The organism is Armatimonadota bacterium (assembly GCA_020354555.1).
Lineage (GTDB): Bacteria > Armatimonadota > Hebobacteria.
Genome location: CP070648.1, coordinates 2,627,519 through 2,648,689, shown reverse-complemented (window position 1 = coordinate 2,648,689; position 21,171 = coordinate 2,627,519). Strand labels below are relative to the sequence as shown.

Here is a 21,171-nt window from a genome sequence, read left to right as displayed (position 1 = left end):
TTCGCTCAGAGCGCCGGATCGAGCACGATGACTTCCGGTGCCGCAGGCAGCTTCTCCCGCGTCACCGTAATCTCCGACGCATGCTCTGGACGCACGTTCTTCTTCCCCAGCAAGAAGTCATCGAGCGCGGCAATCGGCAAGGCAACCTTGGGCGTTTTGAAGTGCATCGGGATGGTGATCTTCGGTTTGAGCGCGTCAACCACACGGGTCGCCGCCTGTGCGTCAACGGTGAAGGTTCCGCCAACCGGGCACAGCAAGATGTCAACCGGTCCGATCTCCTCGACCTGCGCAGGCGTCAGTTCGTGTCCCAGGTCGCCGAGGTGGCAGAGACGCACACCTTCTATTTCCGCGCAGAACACCGTGTTGTCGCCGCGCTCCCCGCCGCCCGACGTATCGTGCTTCGCCGCGATGCCTCGGAACAGAATCAGCGCAGTCGAGTGAACGCCGGGGCCTTTGATCACCTGCGGCTCGCCCAGGACGCCGGCCGCAAAGTTGTGGTCAGCGTGGTCATGACTGACGACCACGATGTCGGCTGGCTCGTCTATCGCCCCATACCCAATTGCCCCGTTGAAGCCGCCAGGCTCGTAGGGGTCGAACACGATTCTCGTGCCGTTCGACGTGACGACGAGGAAACATGCGTGACCGAGAAAGCGGATCTTCATGTCATTCTCCCTCATCGGACCGTTCGATGGCCGCCATCGTCTCCCGCAGCACCGCGGCTGAAGCGCGCAATCCGTCGAGTTCGTCCTGGGCTGCGGCAGGCTCGAGCACGGAGCACACCCCGTTGCGACCGATGACTGTCGGCAGGCTCAAGCACACGCCGTCAATGCCGCACGCGCCGCGCTGGAGCGTTGACAGCGGCAGGGGCCGTCGCTCGTCGCGGGCGATTGCGCGTACGACGTCTCGCACGCACAGCCCGATCGCGTAGGCCGCCCCGCTCTTGAGGCGGATCATCTCCGCCCCCGCCCCCTTGACGGCTTGGAACACGTCCCGTCGCATCGCCTCGTCGCAGCCCGCATACGCGGTCAACGACATACCGCCGATACTGGCGAGCGACCACATCGGCACCATGGTGTCGCCGTGCTCGCCGAGGATGAGCGCGTCCACCGCGCGCGGATCGCAGTCCAGACGCTGGGCCAGCAGCGAGCGAAAGCGCACGGTGTCGAGGAATGTCCCTGTTCCGATCGTCCGCTCGGCCGGCCAGCCCGCGTCGAGCGCGATGCGCGTCAGCACGTCCACCGGGTTGGCGACAACCAACAGGATGACGCCGTCGCCCATGCTGACGTCGGCGAGCTGGGTCAGGATGTCACGGAACAGCGACACGTTGCGGTTGATGAGCTGGAGACGCGACTCGTCGGGCTTGCGGCGCAGGCCCGCGGTAATCACGACGACGTCCGAGCCCTCGGCGACTTCGTATCCACCTGCGCACACGTCGAGCGGGCCGCACAGCGGCGAGCCGTGACGCAGATCAAGCGCCTCCCCTGCTGCTGCGTCCTTCATCACGTCTATGACCGCGAGGCGGCGCACGACGCCGTCAACCTGCAGCGCAAACGCGGCTGCGGCGCCGACCTTGCCCGCGCCCCCGACGATGGTGACGTTCAAATGAAGCTCCTTCCCAGGGCCGCCGAAACCGCCAGCGCGACCGTATCCCTCGCCCGCGACTCGCTCGTCCGATTGCTCGGGACGCGGCGACAGCTACTGCACAATGCGCGCCACGACGGCGCCTGAGGCACGCCGGGCGTCGCTGACCCGTCATCGGTGCGAGTCACTCAGGCTAGTCCAGAGCGAACCCGCCGTGTCGCTTGAGATGCTCGACCAGGCCGCCGTCGGCGAGCAGCTTCTGCATCACCGGCGGCAGCGGCTTGATCGGGACCTCGCGCTGCTGCGTCACGTCGCGCAGCACCCCTGCGTCGAGATCCAATTCCAATTCGTCGCCGTCACGGATGAACCCGGTCTCGGCCTCGATGAGCGGCAGGCCGAGATTGAACGAACTGCGGTAGAAAATGCGCGCGAATGATTCCGCAATCACCGCGCCCAACCCGGCCGCCAAGATCACTCGCGGCGCCTGCTCGCGTGAGGACCCGCAGCCGAAGTTCGCCCCGGCAACGATGAAATCACCCGCTTCGATGCGCTCGGTGAACTTCGGATCGAGGTCCTGCATCAGGTACTGGGCGAGTTCCTTCATGTCCTCGGATTTGAACTTGTAGCGTCCGGCAATGATGTAATCCGTGTTCACGTCGTCGCGCGGCTCGACCCGCCGCGCCTTGCCGCGCAGAATCATGAGTGTCTCCTCAGAGGTGCTTCCGGGGATCGACGATGCGCCCCTCGATGACCGAGGCGGCGACGGTCGCGGGCGATCCCAGATAGATGTTGACTCCTTCCGGGTTGCCCATGCGGCCCACGAAATTGCGGTTCGCCGTCGAAATCACGTTCTCGCAATCGCTCGGCACGCCCGCGTGGGTTCCGACACACGGCCCGCATCCCGGCGTGACAAACACCGCGCCCGCGTCGAGCAGCGCTCGATGAATCCCGCGCTCGATGATCTCGATCAGCACTGCCTTGGACGATGGGACGCAGATCAGCCGCGCATGTGGATCCACCCGTCGGCCCGCCAGCACCTGCGCCGCGGCCTCGAAGTCCTCGACCCGGCCGTTGGTGCACGTGCCGATGACGCCCTGTTGGATCGGCGTGCCTTCCACTTCTTCGACGGGCGCGACGTTGTCCACGGCGTGCGGCTTGGCCACTTGCGGCCCGAGATCGGAGACGTCGTATTCGCGAACCTCCGCGTAGTGCGCGCCTTCGTCGCCAGCCGTGGGACGCGGCGACTTCGCGGAACGTCCCGCGATCCATTCCAATACCTTCTGGTCGGCCTCCATGATCCCGAACTTGGCGCCCATCTCGACCGCCATGTTGCACACCGTGAAGCGTGCGTCCACCGACAATGCCGAGATCGCCTCGCCGACGAACTCCACGGAACAGTAGGTCGCCCCGTCCGCGCCGATATCGCCCACGAGGTGCAGCACCAGGTCCTTGGAGTACACGCCCTCTCCGAGCTTGCCGCGGCAGCTCACGCGCATGCTCTCGGGAACCTTGAACCACAGCTTGCCGGTGTACGCTGCCGCCGCCAGGTCGGTGGATCCGACGCCCGTAGCGGCCGCGTTGAGCGCGCCGTACGTGCAGGTGTGGCTGTCGGCGCCGACGATGAGGTCACCGGGGACAACGTGTCCGCGCTCCGGCAAGAGCTGGTGACAGATGCCCTCCCCGATGTCGTAGAGCAGCGAGCCGTACTTGTCCGCCGCGCTCCGCATCTTCGCGTGAATCCGCGACGTCCCCGCGACCGGGCTCGGCGCCGAGTGGTCGAGCACCATCGCGAATCGCTCGGGATCGAAGACGCGCGCCGCGCCCAGATGCTCCAACTCGTCAATGACCATCATTGACGTGCCGTCCTGCCCCATCGTGAAATCCACCGCGGCAACGACGATGTCCCCCGCACTCACGTCATGGCCGGCGTGGGCGCCCAGTATCTTCTCCGCTATCGTGTGTGGCATGTCGCTGATCTCGTCCCGCGCTTCTGGCAGTCGAGCGGACATCGAATCGCCTCAATGCGATTCCGGTCCCGCCAACTCCCTGTACTTGCTGTTGATAGACGTTATGTACTCGACGGACTGGTCTGTATCCTCCCGCCGTGCAATGTGCACATCCACCATCTCGTTCCAACTGTAGTAACCCAGCCCGTCGGCGTCCTGCGCCGCTTGCCGCGCTACAACGGCGCGGACGGCCGCGGTCTCGAACGTCGTCGCCGAGTACGTGCGGTGACAGAGGATCGTTCGCTGCCCCCGTGCGGCGAGCATTGCCAGATCACGCAGTTCCGCCTCGCTCAACTGCGGGTCAACCGTGCGGAACATGACGATGTCCGCGTACGCTACAGCCTCCGGCAGCATCGCCGCACCGTATCTGTGTCCGATCGCATGCGGATGTTGGGACGAGAATGTGTACGGCACCTCGGCCAGGAACAGCAGGGACGGATGCTCCCGTCGAACCATATCGCGCACTGCCGCCAGCGCGTCGTTGATCAGTTCCGCGCGGAAGAGCACATGATCCGCGAGGGCCGCCGGGACCTCTCCGCTTTGAACCAGTTCCACCGCCCGGGGGTAAGGAAACCGTCGCTCCTCGCGCGGATCTATCTCGTCCACGGAGCGATAGCTCGTGCCCCACGCGCGGTTGACGCCGACGACGTCAGTATAGCGTTCGCGCAGCCACTTGCGGAAGAGCGCGTTGGTTTCCTCATCGAAAGAGGCGCCGTCCCATCCGGTCTCGACGGTGAGGGAAATCACGGGCCGCGCGCGTTCGCCGTCCATCACGCGCAGGATTGCGCCGTCCTTCAAGAAGCGGCCGAGGTAGTCCAGCACATACGTGGCAAGCGCGTCGCGATACTCCGGCCGATGCAGGCGCACGTTCGCGGGATTGCCTTCTCGGTCCTCGCCGCGGGGGATGATGATGCCGTAGCGCTGTTCGATCTCCTGGTGGTGCACCGACATATCGGCGCCACATTTGAGTTCGAGCCACGGGATGATGCCGACGCCGGCTTGCCTGGCAAGGCGGTGGTCGCGCTCGGGGAACTTCCACTCGCCATCGAAGGCTTGTATCGGCTCGTGATCGAGGCAGATGGTGTTGACGCCCATGCCGCGCAGCCGCGCGAGATCGGCGAGCACCGTGTCGTCTCCGCTGCGCCACGGCTCCCACCACCGGCTGAAGAAGTACGCGGCGACGACCGGCTCACCCGATGCCGCGCGCAGCGCGGGCCGCGGCGGTTCCGCGCGTGCGCCCACGGCGCCGAGCGCAATCACGACGATCGCGCCGGCGACCGGCCCCACATGATGCCGCCGGACGCCCAGGATCACGACGCGGTCTCCCCTTGCTCGGCCTGCTCGACGGCGGCTGCGGCGAGACGCGCGGCATGCTCCTCGCGCGCATCCTTGGGGGAGGGCACCGGCCGGTCGTCAATCAGCAGCCCGTCGCGAAGACCGATGACCCGCTTGGCGTGCAGCGCGATTTCCTGTTCGTGAGTCACGAGGATAACCGTCGTGCCGGCGCGGTTGAGTTCCTGGAATATGGCCATGATCTCCTCGCCGGTGCGGGTATCCAAGTTGCCCGTCGGCTCGTCGGCCAGCAGCAGCACCGGGTCATTGACGATGGCGCGAGCGATCGCCACGCGCTGCTGCTCGCCGCCCGACAATTCCGTGGGCCGATGGCGCATGCGTCCGGCCAGCCCCACTCTCTCGAGTGCCTGCCGCGCCCGCTCCCTGCGCTGCCGCGCGCCGGCGTAGACGAGCGGCAGCTCGACGTTGTGTATCGCATCCGACCGCGGGAGCAAGTTGAAGGTCTGAAAGACGAACCCTATCTTCGTGTTGCGTACGTCGGCGAGCCCGTTGTCGGTAAGCCGACTGACGTCGGTCGCGTCGAGCCGGTACGTGCCCGCGGTGGGCCGGTCGAGACAGCCCAGCATGTTCATCAGCGTTGATTTGCCCGAGCCCGACGGACCCATGATGGCAACCAACTCGCCAGCGTCCACGGACAGCGACACGTCGCGCAGGGCTTGTACGCGCACCGCTCCCAGCCGGTATTCCTTCTGCAGATTCTCGACCTCGATCATTGCTCAAGCAGCCTCGCTTCGGTCAGATTCTCGAAACCGCGCGTCGGGAGCCCGACCGACCGGCGCAAGGCGGCGAGCGCCGTGAGGTAGTCGTAGCGCGCCGACGCCGCGTCCAACTGCGCGTTGTAGTAGGTCACCTGTGCATCGGTGATCTCAATCGTGATCGCCTGCCCGGCTGCATACCGCCCTTCCGCTGACTCGAGGCTCCGGCGCGCGGCGTTGACGCTGACCTCGGCCGCGTTGATGCGCTCCCACGCGGTCGTCACCGCCAGCCGTGCCTGGGCCACCTGCGCCGCAGCATCCTTCTGCAACTGCGACAACCGGAGTTGCGCCGAGTCAAGGCCCTGCTTCGCTCCTACCGTCTGTGCTCGCCGCGCCCCGGCGTCGAAGATCGGAAACGACAACTGCGCGTCGAGCACGAAGTCTCTCCCCGACGGCGCAGGTTCCACCTTCCATAGGTATGTGGCCCCGACGCTGAGCAATGGCCTGGCCGTGACGCGGCTCTGCTCCAGGCTCGCGACCGCTGCGCTCACACCGGCCTCCGCCTCCCTCAAGTCAGGGCGCCAATCATGCGCCGCGGCCAGTGCATCCTCAACCGACGGCAGGCCAGCGATGTCGGGGATCGCCGGCGGCTCCTCTCCCGCGAGTGCCTCCCCAGCCGACAGGCCGATGGTATTGCGCAACACAATGCTTGCCTGGCGCGCTCGATTCGCCGCAGTCACCAGGCTCAGCTGCGCCTGAGCCAACTCCGCCTGAAGAGGAAACCGATCGACCTCGGCCGCAAGCCCGGCCTGAATCGTCGCCTCCACCAGTGCCAGATGCGCTTGCGCCTGGCTGACGCGCTCCCGCGCTAACTCGGCGGCCCGCTGCTCCAACAGCAAGGTGGAGTAATCCGCGGCCACTTGGTAGGTCAGATCCACGAGCGCCAGATCGCGTGAACTGTCGGCGCGGTCGAGGGTTGCTCTCGCCTCACGCAGCCGCGCCTTGCGCAATCCGCTGTCGAACACTGTGTACGAGCCGGCGAGCGTGGACTGGTGCCTTTCCTGGGAGCCGCCCACACCGACCGGTATGCCGCCCAGGGTGGTAAAGCGGCGGCCCCCGCGCGCATCGCTGAAGGTGTACTCCCAGTTCCCCAGCAGCTGCGGCCGGAAGTCGGAGCGCGCCACGGTCAGCGCCGACTCGGCCTGACGCACCTGGGTGTCGGAGATCGCGACGCTCGCGTGACTCGCCAAGGCTGTCTCCACGGCTGCGCTCAGCGTAAGCGATCGCCCGGTCTCGGGCGATGCCACACTCGCGCAGAGACAGACTGCGCCGATTGCCGCGCACAATGCGACTCTCATCTGGTTGACCTTTCGTCGTGATAGAGAACGCTGGCCTGGGCCATTCAAACCCACTCACATGGTGCTCATAGTGCACTCCGCGAGTGCCATGAACAACCCGGCACACCGACCACGCCGTGTGTCAACAACCCAGGCCGACCACGGAGCGGGTTAACGGCGTTCCTCCTGCTGGTAGGCGTAGACGCTGTGGTTGTGAATCGACTCGTAACTCTCGCACTCGACCTCGAACCACGTCACGCGCTGGTCGGCGCGGAGCGCGACCACGGTGTCGCGCACGACGTCCTCGACGAACTTCGGGTGCGCGTATGCCTGCTCGGTGACGTGTTTCTCGTCCTCGCGCTTAAGCAGCGGGAAGATCTGAGCGCTGCCGTGGCGCTCCAACTCCTGCACCAAGTCTTCGATCCATATCATATCGTCCGGCGCGTAGCGGACGCGGACGCGGAGCATGCCGCGCTGGTTGTGGGCGCCATGCGCCGAGATCTCCCGGCTGCACGGGCACAAGCACGTGATGGGCGCTTCAACGCCCAGGGTGAAGACGTAGTCATCGTTGGCCAGAGCGCCGTTGAATTCGCAGTCGTAGTCGAGGAAGCTCTCCGCTCCGCTCACCGGCGCACGCTTGAGGATGAAGTACTTGAAGCGGATGGAGATGTGCACGCTGGGCGCCGTCAGCGCGGAGCGCACCTCGGAGAGCATGGCGCGAATGTCGGAGCTGGCGATTGGCCGCTGACTCCACTTGAAGAGCGCCGTGAGGAAGCGGCTCATGTGCGTGCCGCGGAATTGGTGAGGCAGTTCCGCGGTCAATTCGACCCGCGCGAGGACGCTGTCGCAGCCGCCTTCCTTGCGCCGGATCTGCGCCGGCAGGTGGACGTCCTTGACGCCCACGCGTTGTATGGTCACGCCGCGCTCGTCGCGCGCGGCCGCAACGTCTGTCAAAGGTTGTCGCGATTCCATGCGGGTCGTTGTCCCACGCGGTGCTGACAAGGATTTCCGCTGCAAGGGCGCCGATTCCTGCCAGCCGCCCTAGGCCAGCGGAGACGCGCCGGGCGCGGGGAAGACGAGGACAACCGTGGTGCCGCCGCGCGGATTGCGGCGCACGGCAACTGACCCGCCGAGTTCCTTCTCCAGCAGGTCGCGGGTGACCAGGGTCCCGACGTGGCCGTCCCGCTGGGGATCGAAGTCGGCGGGGATGCCACGCCCGTCATCGCTGACGCTGATGCGGATGCGCTCGCCGGCGCTGATGTTGACGGAAATGCGACCCGCATCACGGTCCGCAAGGCCGTGTTTGACGGCATTGCATACGAGTTCGTTGATGACCAAGCCTAGAGAGGTCGCGAGCTTGGAGGGCATCAGGAGCCGGTCGCCTCGTACCCGGTAGGCGATCTTTTGCTGCGGGGACGCGAAGGCTTCGCACACGATGGCCCCGATGCGGCGCGCCGCTTCCCTCATATCCACCGCATCGGGCTCGTCGGCATGCAGCATCTCGTGGATCAGCGAAATGCTCCGGATGCGCGTCATGCAGTCGCGCAGGACGCTCTCCCGCGTCGCATTCGGGTCGGACTCGTTGAGCTGGAGCGCCAGTAGGCCGCATACGATGGCGAGATTGTTCTTGACCCGGTGGTTCAACTCCGCCATCATGAACTCGAGCATGCGCGCCCGTTCCTGCTCGGCCGCGTAGAGCCGCGCGTTCTCAATCGCGACCGCCCCCTGCGCCGCGATGCCCATGGCGATCATGCGGTCGGTGTCGGGGAAACTGCGTTCGGTCCCCGGCTCATCGAGGTACGCAATGCCGGTCACTCGATCGCCGTATACAAAAGGCACCACCAGTGCGGTCCTCATGTTCATCAGCCGCGCCAGGCGCTGAGACGCCGGCGGCAGGCCTTTGGCGTCATCCACGACGTATGGGTGTCCCTGGTCAATGGCATCACGCGTAGCGGCGCTGATACCACTCAAGGGCAGCGCTTCGGCGGACACGCGCCGCGCATCTTGCGGACTAAGCCCGAACGTCGCCGCCACCTTGAGGGCTCGCCCGTCCACCAGCATGATGGAGCACCTGCTGACGCCCACCGCCTCGGCCATCGTCTCGGCCACGAGATTGAGACACGCCCGCAAGTTCAGATCCGACGATACCGCGCGCGCAGCCAGATACAGCGTGCGCGCCTCACGCGCCCGCCGCCTCTCGGCCTCCAGGGCTCGCTGCAAGCGCTCCTCCGCATTGCCGATGTCCGTGACGTCGTGCAGCACCGCCACCGCGCCGGACACGTTGCCGTCCGCCATCACCGGCGCCGCGGACACGGACACGATCCGCCGCGGTTGCCCCGGGCGCAGCACTGCCACCTCCTCTCCCCTGACCGTCTCTCCGCGCAGCGCGTGTGCGAGAGGGGACTCGTGAGCCCGCATCGCGCTGCCGTCGGCCCGCTGCAGGCTGAGCTCGGCCGAGTCAATGCTCAGGGACGACGATTCGCCCAGACCGAGCAGACTGACGGCGGCGGCGTTGCACTTCCTCATTTTGCCCACGTCGTCCACGAGGATCACCGCGTCGGCGATGCTGGCGAACACCGCGTCGAGCTGCTCGGCGCGTTGCCGCTCTTCCTCCGCCGCGCGGTCGGCTGCGCGCACCAGTCGCCCGCGCTCGGTGGCGTCAACCAGATAGAGAACCAACTGCGCCACCTTTGCCTTGGCCGAGCGCGGTCGCGGCGCGAGGTGCAGCGTCCACACTCGGTCCGGGTCGGCATCATTGAGGAAGCGGAGGTTATTGATGCAGAGGACGGTGCGCGCATCGCGCGCGGCGCGGAACAGGTCGAGCAGGCTGTCGCCGTCCGTTGGGAGCACTTCGTGCACCGGCCGGCCTCGCACCTGCTTCGGATCGGCATCGAGGAACTCGGCGCACGCCGGGTTGACGTGCAACACCGTGAGGTCATCGGCGGAGATAACGGCCACCGCGGCGGGAATGCAATCGGCAACATCAAACCCGGGATCTGCCCCACCGGCGCCGGTCGCCTCGCCACGCTGCGCCCCGCGCTGTCGCTGACCTCCTCGACTCACGTCCTTCACTCGCCCTCACCGGCCGCGCAACGACCACTTGAAGATGCGTCACCCACGGCATCGTGCTTCGCCTCGCCTGTCACAGGGTTGTTTGGCCGCTGGCGCCCCGCCTCCCTGTCGGGCTGCCGCGCAACACGCCGTACCTTGTTGCACACAGCCGCCAAAGGATAGGCGCGTCCGAGGAGACAGTCACGACCGGCCATCACGGCGCCGCCCTATTCCTCCCCCTGGCGTCCAGTCGTTGGCAGCTTCCACCGGCCTTCTCCCACCTCCCGCCCGGTGAGGATAAGCCTCATGATTCTCTCAGCGGCGTCTTGCACGAGGAGCCCGGCGCGCTGCATGGCGTCGGCTTCACTCATTGGAGCGGGCACGATGCTGATCGCCGCGTCAATCCCGATCTCAGCCAGGGCGTCCGCCTCCTCCTCCACCGCCCCGGCCAACGCAACCACCGGCACGCCGTGGCGCCGCGCGAGCCGACCCACACCGGTCAGCGTCTTGCCGTAGGCCGTCTGCGCGTCTATCTTGCCCTCCCCCGTGATGACCAGATCCGCCGCCTCCAAGTAACTCTCAAAATCGACCGCCTCGAGCACGACTGCGATGCCCATCCGCGGCTGTGCCTCGAGGAACGCCATGAGGCCGGCGCCTAGACCGCCCGCGGCGCCCGCCGCCGGACGTTCCGCAACGTCTTTCCTCACGTCGCGGGCGACTATCCGGGCGTAGTGCGCCAGCGCCGTATCCAGCTCGCGCACCATGTCCGGTGTTGCGCCCTTTTGCGGGCCGTAAACGGCCGACGCCCCCTCCGGCCCGCACAATGGATTGCTCACGTCCGTCGCGATGTAGAACTCGGTGGTCGCGATTCGCGCGTCAATATGAGAAACGTCTATCCTGGCGAGCCGCGCCAGCTCTGCGCCGCCCGGGCCGAGCTGCGCGCCGTTGTCGTCCGTCAGACTCACGCCGAGCGCCTGCGCCATTCCGGCACCGCCGTCATTGGTCGCGCTGCCGCCGACGGCGACGATGATCTTCTTGCAGCCGGCGTCCATTGCCGCCGCGATGAGCTGCCCCGTGCCGTAGGTCGTGGTGACGCGAGGGTCACGGCGATCGGGCGGCACCAGCGCCAGGCCCGAAGCCATGGCCATCTCGACAACGCCCGTCGTATCATCGCCGAGGATGCCGAAGAACGCGTCCACCGGCTCGCGCAACGGCCCGAGAGCGCGCTGCTGAACGATCCTGCCCCCGGTCGCGTCCACCAGCGCCTGAGCCGTGCCCTCGCCGCCGTCCGCCAGCGGCACGCGCACCAGTTCCGCAGCCGGAGCCACGGCGCGGATGCCTTGCTCGATGGCGTCGGCGACGCTCACCGCCGTCAGGCTTCCCTTGAAGGAGTCAGGCGCGATGATGATGTTCACGATAACCCGCTCCGCGCCGCCGCGGTCCGCGTCTTGCAGGAGCGCGCGCTAGTCACGTCCACAGGTGCCCCGCGGGTTCCATGCTACTGCACGGCCTCGATGACCACACGCGCGCCGTCGGACACGGACTTGAAGACGGTCGGGTCCCCGGTGACGCGCCCGACCACGTTGACCGCGCTCGCCGGGCGTATCTCGTTGCCGCGGCTGGCGGGTGTCGGCCCGAAGAAGATGCAGAACGCGCTCCCCGGCTTCCAGTAACCCAGGTCCCCCATCTCGACCACTTCCTTCGGGTCCTCCTCCGCGCAGCGCACGGGGATGCTGAAGTAGATCTCGTCGCCCCACGTGTTGGCGCTCGCCTCAATCGGCAGGGCCTGCGCGATTGCTTGCGCCGTCGCCGAGTCGTCGAGCGCCCCGAGCGCCTCGACGTCGCCGGCTCGTATGCGGATCGTGGTGGGCATCGTCTCGCTCCCTCCGTATCATGTGGGCTGTCACGGCTCGCCTTCGTCCTCACGCTCCCGGAACATGGCCGCGAACCGATCGGCGTACTCCTCTTCGAGCCGCGCGAAGTGCAACTCGAATCCGACCAGCCACAACATCATCAGCGCTTCCTCAAGTTGGTCGGGCTGGGCCCGGAGCACCCGCGCAAAGAACTGGGTGACGATCTCGTTGTAGTCGGAGGCCGTCTCGTTGAGCTCGAATCCATGCTCGCCTTTGCCCGCTTCGGCGAACAGCTGCGACTGCATGCGCGACAGGAAGTCCTGCACGTTCGCCGGCGTCGCCCGCTGCAGCTCGTCGCCGAACTGGCGTTTTACTTCCTCGCAAAACTCCTCAAGCTTCACTGGCAGATACCCGCGCGTTCGCCTTTCGCCTCAGAAGTCCGGCTCGATCAGCCCGTAGTCCCCTTCATCTCGCCGATACACGACGTTCACCTGCCCGGTGTCCGCGTTCGCGAACATGAGGAACTGGTGCGCCAGCAGTTCCATCTCATCTATCGCCTCATCCACCGACATGGGGGTCAACGCCACGCGCTTCCTGCGAATCTCGTGTGCGCGCGGCTCGTCATCGGCCTCCGGCTCCGCCGCCGGCTCGGGCTCGACCTCGGGCGCGCGAGCGTCGGGCGTCCGGCCGTGGGCGCGGTCTATGATCTTCCCCTTGCGATGCTTGATCTGCGTTTCCAGCTTGGCGACGGCGATGTCTATCGAGCCGTACATGTTGTCAGAACGGCCCTGGCCACGGAACGCGCCGCCGTCGGCGTTGAGCGTGATCTCAACGTTGTGCCAGTTGCGCTCCGTGCTCTGGACGACGTGGGCCGACGTCGCTCGGCGCGACTGCTTCTCGAACTTGCCCAGCTTGCGCTCCGCGTAGCGCTTCAGTGCGTCGGTTACTTCGATTTGCTTGCCGGTGAACGTTATTCGCATGACTTACCTACCTCGTTCGCTGGGTTGTCTCCTGCTGTGATGTCTCGCGTGACGGTGCACACCGCGTGGCTCGCGATCCCCTCGCGCGCGCCGATGCTCCCCAAGCCCTCCGCGGTCTTGCCCTTTATGCTCACTCGTTCCTGCGCGACGGCCAGCGCATCGGCGAGCCGTTGTCTCATGCGCTCGACATCGCCCGCGATGCGCGGCTCTTCGGCCACGACCACCGCGTCCACATTGACGACACGGAAGCCCGCGCGCCTCGCCATATCCGCCGCCTGGCGCAGCAGTTCGACGCTGTCAGCATCTGCGTAGCGCGCGTCCGTGTCGGGGAAGTGCCGCCCGATATCGCCGAGGCCTGCCGCCCCGAGCAGGGCGTCGCAGATCGCGTGGGTCAGCACGTCGGCGTCGGAGTGCCCGTCCAGTCCGCGCGGCCCGGGGAACTCCACGCCGCCGAGGACCAGCCGCCTGCCGTCCACCAGGCGATGAACGTCGTAGCCGACGCCGCACCGGATGTCCGCCGAGCCGTTCTCGCTGCGCATGAGGGCCTCCGCGAGCGCCAGGTCGCGCGGGTAGGTGATCTTGATGTTGCGCGGCGAGCCCATGACCAGCTTCACCGACCGCCCCATCGCCTCGACCAGCGACGCGTCATCGGTCGCCACCGTGCCCTCGCTCCGCGCGCGCTCGTACGCCTCGGTGATGACCGCCACGCGAAAGGCCTGGGGCGTCTGCGCCGCCCACAGGCCGCTTCGATCCACGGTATCGGCGATAAGCTCCCCGGTGGCACGCTTGAGCGTGTCGCTCACGGGCATAGCGGCGATCGCCGCGCCGTGGGCGCGCGCCGCCGCGGCGCACGACTCGATGAGTCGCGGGGGCACGAGAGGCCGGGCTGCGTCATGTATCAGCACATAGTCCATGCTCGCCGATAGCTCGCGCAGCCCGGCCCAGACCGACTCCTGGCGCGTGTCGCCGCCGCCGACGACCTTCTCCGTCTTGTCGCCCGGCCCGCCGGCGATGAGCCTGCGGAACGCCTCGACGTCGTCGGCCGGCGCCACCAGGATTATCTCCTCGACGTCCGACGCCCGGAACGCATCGAGGCAGTACGTCAGCAGCGGCCTGCCGCGGAGCGGAATGAGAGCCTTAGTCCTGCGCAGACCGAGTCTTTCTCCGGAACCTGCCGCCACTATCAGCCCGGCTGTTCCTCCCAGATCGTCCCTCCTCGGCCGTGGCGTCGGCCCTCAGGTTGCCGAAGATCATCTTCCCTGCGACGGTCTGAAGGACGCTCGTCACAACCACCGGCAGCGTCTCGCCGATGTGACGCTTGCCGTCCTCCACGACCACCATCGTGCCGTCATCGAGGTACGCCACGCCCTGGTTGACTTCCTTGCCCTCTTTGACCACCGTGACTGACATTTCCTCGCCCGGCAGCACCACCGGCTTCACCGCGTTCGCGAGTTCATTCACGTTGAGCACGGCGATGCCTTGGAGCTGGGCCACCTTGTTGAGGTTGAAATCGTTGGTGACGATGGCCGCGTCCAGATCCTTGGCAAGCTTGACCAGCTTCATGTCAACGCCTTCGTTGGCGCTCAACGGTATCTCGTAGCGGTCGTACACCTGAACCAGCATCTTCAGCTCGTCCTGCATGTGGTTCAGGATATCCAGCCCGCGCCGTCCGCGATTGCGCTTCAGGCTGTCGGCGCTGTCCGCGATCAGGTGAAGCTCCTCGAGAACGAAGCCCGGGATGTAGATGGGTCCCTCGACGAATCCGGTGCGGCAGATGTCCGCGATGCGGCCGTCAATGATCACGTTGGTATCGAGTAACTTGATCCGCGACCCCGCGGGTTCGCCCGCACCGCCCCCGACGCGAGTGCCTACCAGGTTGGGCATGAAGAACGACAGCTCCTCTTTCATGCTCATCGCGATACTACCGCCGAGGTAGATGCACGCGACCCCGAGGAGCAGCACGAGAAAAGGTCCCAGCCTGGGAATGGGGAGCACGAATCTGCCGAGCAAGGCGACGAGCGTCAGGCCGATAATCAGGCCTACCACGCCGGCGACCTTATCAGGCGCCGGGATGCGCTCGAGATTGGATGCCAATTCCACCAACTGGCGGAAGATCACCCCCGCTAGGGTGAAGCCAATGAGCAAACCGAGGACGGCGAACGCCGTCTTGTACCAGGGCACAAAATACGCTCCAACTTGCGTTTCCTTGACAATCGGCAGGTTGAGGTAGATCTCCGATATCTCGAGGAACACTACGGCACAGACCAGACTCAAGGCGAGGCTGAAAAGAAACCCCATTGCACGCGTTGCCACGCTGTCTCACCTCCCTTCCGCGCCAGAATCACGTGCCGCGGCGAGCCCGGCCTCAAACGCCTCGCCGAGTTCGCCGACCGGCACCAGCTCTATGTCGTCAACGCCGCGCGGGCCGCCGCCTGCTGGCGCTACGCAGCGGCGGAATCCCAACCGCGCGGCCTCTCGCATCCGATCCTCAGACCGGTTGACGGTGCGGATCTCACCCGATAGCCCGACCTCGCCGAAGAACACCGTGTCGGCGCGCACCGGCCGGTCCTTCAGGTTCGAGGCTATCGCAATTGCCATGCCCAGATCGGCGGCCGGCTCATCAACCCGCACTCCCCCTGGTATATTGACGAACACATCTTGCGTTGAGATCCCTAATCGGGCACGTTTCTCGAGCACCGCAAGTACCAGAGACAGGCGATTGTGGTCGAGCCCGGTCGAACTCCGCCGCGGCGCCCCGAACGGAGGCGCCGCCGATACCAGCGCCTGCAGCTCGACGAGCAGCGGCCGGGTGCCCTCCATGCACGCGATCACCGCCGACCCCGGCGCTTCCGCCCGGCGCTCGCTGAGGAACACCGCCGACGGATTGGCGACCTCGGCCAGCCCGCTCTCGCGCATCTGGAGCACGCCAAGCTCGTTGGTCGAGCCGAACCGATTTTTCACCGCGCGCAGCAGACGGTAGTCGAGGTGCCTGTCGCCCTCGAGGTAGAGCACCGTGTCAACCATGTGCTCCAAGACGCGCGGGCCGGCGATCGCCCCCTCCTTGGTCACGTGCCCGACGAGGAAGATCGGCGTCGCGCTCGTCTTCCCGCAGCGCATCAGAAGCCCGGCGCAATGGCGGACCTGGCTCACACTGCCCGGCGCGCTGGTCAGCTCCCCGTCGTGCAGTGTCTGAACCGAGTCCACGATCACCAGCGCGGGCGAGAGGGACTCGATGTCGCCCAGGATGTGCTCCATCTCGATCTCGGCGGCGACCATGAGCCCCGAGTTCATGGCCCCGATGCGCTGCGCCCGCATCCGCATCTGCAGCAGCGATTCCTCGCCCGAGACGTAGAGTACTCGACCGTGGCGCTCCGCGAACGCCTGGGCGCCCTGGAGCACCAGGGTGGACTTCCCGATCCCCGGCTCCCCGCCGATGAGCACGAGCGAACCGTCCACCACCCCCCCGCCGAGAACGCGGTCCAGCTCGCCGATGCCCGTCGGCCGCCGAGGCGCATCGGCAGCAGGCACGTCCGCGATTGACACCGCCGGCGCGGACGGCGTCGGCGCCCCGCGCGCGGGGGGCGCCTCCATCTTCTGCTCCACCAACCCGTTCCACTCGCCGCAGTCGCGGCACCGGCCCATCCAGCGCAGGTGCTCGGCGCCGCACTGCTGGCAAACGTAGATGGTCGCGGCCTTCGTCATCTCTTCCCCGGTGCGCCCGCGCTCGGCAACCGCCGGCTCAAATGACAACGCCCCCGGGCGGGACACCACCGGGGGCGCAGGGCGGACACCCGCCGTGACCGGCTTGCCTCATGAAGGAGCGACGGGAGCAAGCTGGTCCTGCTTGGAGAAGACGACCTTGCCCTCGTCGAGGCGAGCGACGACGACGTCGCCCTCCCCGAAATCCCCTTGCAGGATCGCCTCAGCCAGAGGGTCCTCAATCCGACGCTGGATCGCCCGGCGCAGCGGACGCGCACCCAACGCGCGGTCGAATCCCTCGCGCGCGAGCAAGTCTTTCACATCGTCCTCGACGACCAGGTTCATGCCCTGCCCGCGCACCTCCTCGGCGACCCGCTCCAACAGCAGATCCACGATGCTCTTGATCTGATCCGTGGACAGCGCGTGGAACACTATCACCTCGTCCACGCGGTTGAGGAACTCGGGCCGGAACGTGTGCTTGACCTTCTCGAGCACCGCCTGCTTCATGCGCTCGTACGAGCCTTCCTCATCGCCCTCGACGATCGCGGTGTAACCGATCGTCGCCTGGCCCAAGTCCACCGAGCTGGTGCCGATGTTCGACGTCATGATGACCACAGCGTTGCGGAAGTCCGCCACCTTGCCGTGGGAGTCGGTCAAGCGTCCGTCTTCCAGGACCTGAAGCAGGATGTTGAAGACCTCGGGGTGCGCCTTCTCGATCTCATCCAGCAGCACCACCGAGTACGGCCGCCGTCGCACCTGCTCCGTGAGCTGGCCACCTTCCTCGTAGCCGACATACCCCGGCGGCGATCCAACCAGGCGGGAGACGCTGAAGCGCTCCATGTATTCCGACATATCGAAGCGAATCATCGCGCCCTCGCTGCCGAACAGGAATTCGGCCAGCGCGCGCGCCAACTCCGTCTTGCCGACTCCGGTCGGCCCGAGGAAGACGAACGACCCCGTGGGCCGCTGCGCGTCCTTGAGCCCCGCGCGGCCGCGCCGCACCGCTCTCGCCACCGCGGTCACCGCCTCGTCCTGGCCCACGATCCGCCGGTGAATGCCTTCCTCCATGTTGAGCAGGCGCGTCGTCTCCTCCTCGTGGAGCCTGGTCACCGGCACCCCGGTCCAGCTCGCGACGACCTGAGCGATCTCCTCCGCGTCAACCACGCGCGGTACCGCCGAGCGCGTCTCCTGCCACTCCTCCTCCATGATGCGAATCTTCTCTTTGAGCTTGCGCTGGCGGTCGCGCAGTTGGAACCCGCGCTCATAGTCGCGCTCGAACGGGCTGACGTTGACCACCCGCTGCAGCTCGCGCTCGACGGCGTCCATCTCCTGGCGCACCTGCTTTAGCTCCGGTGGCACCAGGCTCGACTGCAGCCGCACACGCGACGACGCCTCGTCCACGAGGTCTATCGCTTTGTCCGGCAGGAACCGGTCCGTGATGTAGCGGTGCGACAAGCGCGCGGCCATCAGCAGCGCCTCGTCCGCAATGCGCACCTTGTGGTGCGTCTCGTAGCGCTCGCGCAGGCCCTTGAGGATGTCGATCGTTTCGTCCATGCTCGGCTCAGGGACGGTGATGGGCTGGAAGCGCCGCTCGAGAGCAGGGTCGCGCTCGATGTATTTCTTGTACTCGTTGAGCGTCGTCGCGCCAATGCACTGAAGCTCGCCCCGGGACAACGCCGGCTTGAGGATGTTCGACGCGTCTATCGCGCCCTCCGCCGCGCCGGCCCCGATCAGCGTGTGCAGCTCGTCAATGAACAGGATGATGTCGCCCGCGCTCTTGCGGATTTCCTCGGTGACGCGCTTCATGCGCTCCTCGAACTCGCCGCGGTACTTCGTCCCTGCAACCAGGCCCGCGAGGTCGAGGGCGATCACGCGCTTGTCGTACAGGATCTCCGGGACATCGCGCTGCACGATGCGCTGGGCGAGACCTTCGGCAATCGCGGTCTTGCCCACGCCCGGCTCGCCGATGAGGCAGGGGTTATTCTTCGTGCGGCGACTGAGGATCTGGATGACGCGCTGAATCTCCCGGTGCCGTCCGATAACCGGATCCAGCTTGTCCTCCACCGCGAGCTTGGTGAGATCGCGCCCGAAGGCGTCGAGCACCGGCGTGCTCGACCGCCCGCGCTGCTGCGGCTGCCCCAGGGCGGGTGTGCCGCCGAGTTGGCTCACCACCTCGCGGCGCACGCGGTCGAGGTCGACGTCCATCGCGCGCAGGACGCGCGCCGCCTGCCCCTCCCCTTCCCGGATCAGGCCGAGGAGGATATGCTCAGTGTCAATGTAGTTCGGAAGGCCGAGCCGCGGGTTCAGTTCGCTGGCTTCCTCGAGCGCGAGTTCGAGGACGCGGCGCGCCTTGGGGCTCCAACTGCTGGGCGCCTCGGTGCTGACGCGGTTGTCTATGAACCCGACCTGGCGGTGGATCTCGCTGCGCGCACGGCCGAGGCTCACGCCCAAGCGCTCGAGCACGCGGGCGGCGATGCCGTCGCCCTCGCGGAGCAGACCGAGCAACACGTGCTCGGTGCCCACCGTGTTGCCCCCGAGTTTCCGGGCCTCCTCCTGCGCGTACTGCACGACGCGCGTCGCGGGACCGGTAAACCGCTGCCAGATGTCACCTTCCGACATCCGCGTCTTCCCTCCGTATCTACGACCTGCCGCAGCAGGATTCCCTAGACCGGCCGTCCCTGCGGCTCACGCGCGAGCGCTATCGGCACCCCCTCGTTCATCGTCAGCGCCCTGAACCGCTCCATCAACTGCTTGGTGATCGGGCCCGGAACACCCTCGCCGATCTTGCGCCCGTCCACCATCACGACCGGTATGATCTCCGCTGCGGTGCCCGTCAGGAAACACTCATCACTGGTATAGACGGACAGCCGGGCAAAACGTTCCTCGACTATTGGTATACCCAACTCCCGTGCCAGTTCAATAACAGCCGCGCGTGTGATTCCCTCCAGTATCCCCACCGAAGTCGGAGGCGTGACCAACCGCCCGCCGGTGTAGAGGAAAACGTTGTCGCCGGTCGCCTCCGCCACGTAGCCCTCGTGGTTGAGCATCAGGCCTTCGAGCAGGCCCGCCCGCGTCACCTCGATCTTGGCCAGTATGTTATTGAGGTAGTTGAGAGACTTAACTGCCGGATTGATCGCCTCCGGCAGATTGCGGCGCGTCACGACAGTGATCAGTTCGAGGCCGCGTTCGTAGAACTCCGGCGGGTAGAGCTCGATGGCATCGGCGATGATGAAGACCGTGGGCCCGCCGTGGCACTTCCTGGGGTCGAGGCCGAGATCCCCCACGCCCCGCGTGACGACGAGGCGGATGTACGCGTCCGAGAGCTGGTTGCGCCGCAGGGTCTCCAGTACCCCCTCGCGCATCTCGTCGAGTGAGAGGGGGATTTCGAGCAGTATCGCCTTCGCCCCATTGTAGAGTCGCTTGAGGTGCTCGTCAAGCCGGAAGACACGCCCGTTGTACGCCCGGATACCCTCGAATACGCCATCCCCGTACAGCAAACCGTGATCGAAGACCGAAATAGACGCTTCGGCGGCCGGAACAAACCGACCGTCGATGTAGACGAGCCGATCCAAGCCCACACTCCTTGGTACGAGTGACCGCAAGTATAATGCCAGCTACGTAACTATACCATAATTGCCCCTCACTGACAAGCAAAATGCGCACACGCGTGTGACGTGGTCGCCGACGGTCGGGCTTTGCTGCGGTGAACGGATGTGCGAAACGGCCTGTCCGATCACAAGCGCGCGAGTAACTCGCCGAGGCAGCCGGGGTCTCACTCATGGTGCTTGAGGTGCGCATGTTCGCCGAGGTGGGACACCGATGGGGATCATGGCTCCGGGGGCAAGCACGTTTGCCTGCTCGTGAGAGTTCTCCGAGGCACGACGCTCATGATGCTCCGGGTCAGCGGCCGGCGTCCTTTGCTCACTTCGCATACTGGCTATTCTCCCTGTTCAGCCAGCCAACCAGCTAACACGATCTTCGTCTCCTCCCCGCTGGCACTGAGCTGAAGGCGCTCTGGCTCGAACTCCCTTGGAGCCTTCCCGATCCTGACGCTCAGTCCCACCGGCTCGTTCTCGCCCCTCTTGAAGATCATCTTGATCGGGGGCGCTTTAACGGTGGTGGTCGGATCGTCCGAGACCATCTGCGCTGTCGCCGAAAGGTGGTCGGCCATAACGCGGGCAACTCCACTGGGTTCCATGGGTGTGCCAAGGACCAGAGTCACCTGCAGCTGATTCTCGCGGATGCCGCTCTCCACATCCATGAATTGAACCTGTGAGCCAGCAGGAAGATATAGGGGCACCACAAACTCGTAGCCAGCCAGTTCTGTCAGCAGTCCCCCCTTTCGAGCGGTTTCTTTGAGGGCTGGCGGTATGGGCCACCGATCCGCCGGCTGGCAGCCCGTCGCCCCGGCCATGAGAACACCTAGGAGAGCCAGCCAAAACCACTGCAGCCTCAGGGGGTTTGCCGGAACCCGGTGTCTAGCGAAGGCGAGGGGCGCGTAGCTATGTCCGCCCTTCCCGGACGGAGTCCCGCGTCGCCCTTTCGCCGGAGCCGTCTCCGCGCTGGTCCGCTTTCGGCCTCGTCCCCGTAGTTGATTCTGCCCAACGAGGGTCATC

Annotated in this window: 19 protein-coding genes; all 19 read right to left on the bottom strand. The window is 66.3% G+C overall.

Annotated features, from left to right (window positions below):
- Positions 1-5: 5 nt before the first annotated feature.
- Positions 6-662, bottom strand: coding sequence for an MBL fold metallo-hydrolase (locus JSV65_10840; protein UCH33087.1), 657 nt, complete (start codon positions 660-662; stop codon positions 6-8).
- 1 nt (position 663) lies between these two features.
- Positions 664-1,602, bottom strand: coding sequence for a lactate dehydrogenase (locus JSV65_10835; GenBank protein UCH33086.1), 939 nt, complete (start codon positions 1,600-1,602; stop codon positions 664-666).
- A gap of 172 nt (positions 1,603-1,774) precedes the next feature.
- The gene (locus tag JSV65_10830) at positions 1,775-2,281 is read right to left on the bottom strand and encodes a 3-isopropylmalate dehydratase (GenBank protein UCH33085.1); all 507 of its coding nucleotides are present in this window, start codon (positions 2,279-2,281) and stop codon (positions 1,775-1,777) included.
- A 10-nt stretch (positions 2,282-2,291) separates the two neighbouring features.
- Entirely contained in the window at positions 2,292-3,548 is a 1,257-nt protein-coding gene (locus tag JSV65_10825) for a 3-isopropylmalate dehydratase large subunit (GenBank protein UCH33084.1), read from the bottom strand.
- A 51-nt stretch (positions 3,549-3,599) separates the two neighbouring features.
- The gene (locus JSV65_10820) at positions 3,600-4,901 is read right to left on the bottom strand and encodes a beta-galactosidase (protein UCH33083.1); all 1,302 of its coding nucleotides are present in this window, start codon (positions 4,899-4,901) and stop codon (positions 3,600-3,602) included.
- On the bottom strand, positions 4,898-5,653 hold the full coding sequence (locus tag JSV65_10815) for an ABC transporter ATP-binding protein (protein UCH33082.1): 756 nt from the start codon (positions 5,651-5,653) through the stop codon (positions 4,898-4,900). Before JSV65_10815 ends, JSV65_10820 begins: the two co-directional genes overlap by 4 nt.
- Positions 5,650-6,885, bottom strand: a complete 1,236-nt coding sequence (locus JSV65_10810) for a TolC family protein (protein UCH33081.1) — start codon at positions 6,883-6,885, stop codon at positions 5,650-5,652. The genes JSV65_10815 and JSV65_10810 overlap by 4 nt, the downstream gene beginning before the upstream one ends.
- 258 nt (positions 6,886-7,143) lie before the next feature.
- Positions 7,144-7,944: a GTP cyclohydrolase I FolE2 gene (locus JSV65_10805; GenBank protein ID UCH33080.1), complete on the bottom strand. Its 801-nt coding sequence runs from the start codon at positions 7,942-7,944 to the stop codon at positions 7,144-7,146.
- 69 nt (positions 7,945-8,013) lie between these two features.
- A complete protein-coding gene (locus tag JSV65_10800; protein UCH33079.1) occupies positions 8,014-10,035 on the bottom strand; it encodes a PAS domain-containing protein in 2,022 nt (673 codons plus the stop codon).
- A gap of 215 nt (positions 10,036-10,250) precedes the next feature.
- Positions 10,251-11,438, bottom strand: a complete 1,188-nt coding sequence (locus JSV65_10795; GenBank protein UCH33078.1) for a glycerate kinase — start codon at positions 11,436-11,438, stop codon at positions 10,251-10,253.
- An 83-nt stretch (positions 11,439-11,521) separates the two neighbouring features.
- Positions 11,522-11,896 (bottom strand): hypothetical protein, encoded by a 375-nt coding sequence (locus tag JSV65_10790; GenBank protein ID UCH33077.1) that lies wholly within the window; start codon positions 11,894-11,896, stop codon positions 11,522-11,524.
- A 30-nt stretch (positions 11,897-11,926) separates the two neighbouring features.
- Positions 11,927-12,277, bottom strand: a complete 351-nt coding sequence (locus tag JSV65_10785) for a hypothetical protein (GenBank protein ID UCH33076.1) — start codon at positions 12,275-12,277, stop codon at positions 11,927-11,929.
- 30 nt (positions 12,278-12,307) lie between these two features.
- Positions 12,308-12,856: a ribosome-associated translation inhibitor RaiA gene (gene raiA, locus JSV65_10780; protein ID UCH33075.1), complete on the bottom strand. Its 549-nt coding sequence runs from the start codon at positions 12,854-12,856 to the stop codon at positions 12,308-12,310.
- On the bottom strand, positions 12,847-14,061 hold the full coding sequence (locus tag JSV65_10775; protein UCH36750.1) for a 2-C-methyl-D-erythritol 4-phosphate cytidylyltransferase: 1,215 nt from the start codon (positions 14,059-14,061) through the stop codon (positions 12,847-12,849). Before JSV65_10775 ends, raiA begins: the two co-directional genes overlap by 10 nt.
- The gene (locus tag JSV65_10770; GenBank protein UCH36749.1) at positions 13,994-15,154 is read right to left on the bottom strand and encodes a TRAM domain-containing protein; all 1,161 of its coding nucleotides are present in this window, start codon (positions 15,152-15,154) and stop codon (positions 13,994-13,996) included. The genes JSV65_10775 and JSV65_10770 overlap by 68 nt, the downstream gene beginning before the upstream one ends.
- 21 nt (positions 15,155-15,175) lie before the next feature.
- Entirely contained in the window at positions 15,176-16,558 is a 1,383-nt protein-coding gene (gene radA, locus JSV65_10765) for a DNA repair protein RadA (protein UCH33074.1), read from the bottom strand.
- A 108-nt stretch (positions 16,559-16,666) separates the two neighbouring features.
- Positions 16,667-19,174 carry an ATP-dependent Clp protease ATP-binding subunit gene (locus tag JSV65_10760; protein UCH33073.1) on the bottom strand — a complete coding sequence of 836 codons (2,508 nt, stop codon included), beginning with the start codon at positions 19,172-19,174 and terminating at the stop codon, positions 16,667-16,669.
- 44 nt (positions 19,175-19,218) lie between these two features.
- Positions 19,219-20,127: a branched-chain-amino-acid transaminase gene (gene ilvE / locus JSV65_10755; GenBank protein ID UCH33072.1), complete on the bottom strand. Its 909-nt coding sequence runs from the start codon at positions 20,125-20,127 to the stop codon at positions 19,219-19,221.
- Between the two features lie 365 nt (positions 20,128-20,492).
- Positions 20,493-20,969 carry a hypothetical protein gene (locus tag JSV65_10750; protein UCH33071.1) on the bottom strand — a complete coding sequence of 159 codons (477 nt, stop codon included), beginning with the start codon at positions 20,967-20,969 and terminating at the stop codon, positions 20,493-20,495.
- Between the last annotated feature and the right edge of the window lie 202 nt (positions 20,970-21,171).

Coding starts and splice junctions, on each gene's coding strand:
- JSV65_10840 (UCH33087.1), bottom strand. CDS start 662: ATGAAGATCCGCTTTCTCGGTCACGCATGTTTCCTCGTCGTCACGTCG.
- JSV65_10830 (UCH33085.1), bottom strand. CDS start 2,281: ATGATTCTGCGCGGCAAGGCGCGGCGGGTCGAGCCGCGCGACGACGTG.
- JSV65_10825 (UCH33084.1), bottom strand. CDS start 3,548: ATGCCACACACGATAGCGGAGAAGATACTGGGCGCCCACGCCGGCCAT.
- JSV65_10815 (UCH33082.1), bottom strand. CDS start 5,653: ATGATCGAGGTCGAGAATCTGCAGAAGGAATACCGGCTGGGAGCGGTG.
- JSV65_10805 (UCH33080.1), bottom strand. CDS start 7,944: ATGGAATCGCGACAACCTTTGACAGACGTTGCGGCCGCGCGCGACGAG.
- JSV65_10790 (UCH33077.1), bottom strand. CDS start 11,896: ATGCCCACCACGATCCGCATACGAGCCGGCGACGTCGAGGCGCTCGGG.
- raiA (UCH33075.1), bottom strand. CDS start 12,856: ATGCGAATAACGTTCACCGGCAAGCAAATCGAAGTAACCGACGCACTG.
- JSV65_10770 (UCH36749.1), bottom strand. CDS start 15,154: ATGGGGTTTCTTTTCAGCCTCGCCTTGAGTCTGGTCTGTGCCGTAGTG.
- radA (UCH33074.1), bottom strand. CDS start 16,558: ATGACGAAGGCCGCGACCATCTACGTTTGCCAGCAGTGCGGCGCCGAG.
- JSV65_10760 (UCH33073.1), bottom strand. CDS start 19,174: ATGTCGGAAGGTGACATCTGGCAGCGGTTTACCGGTCCCGCGACGCGC.
- JSV65_10750 (UCH33071.1), bottom strand. CDS start 20,969: ATGGCCGGGGCGACGGGCTGCCAGCCGGCGGATCGGTGGCCCATACCG.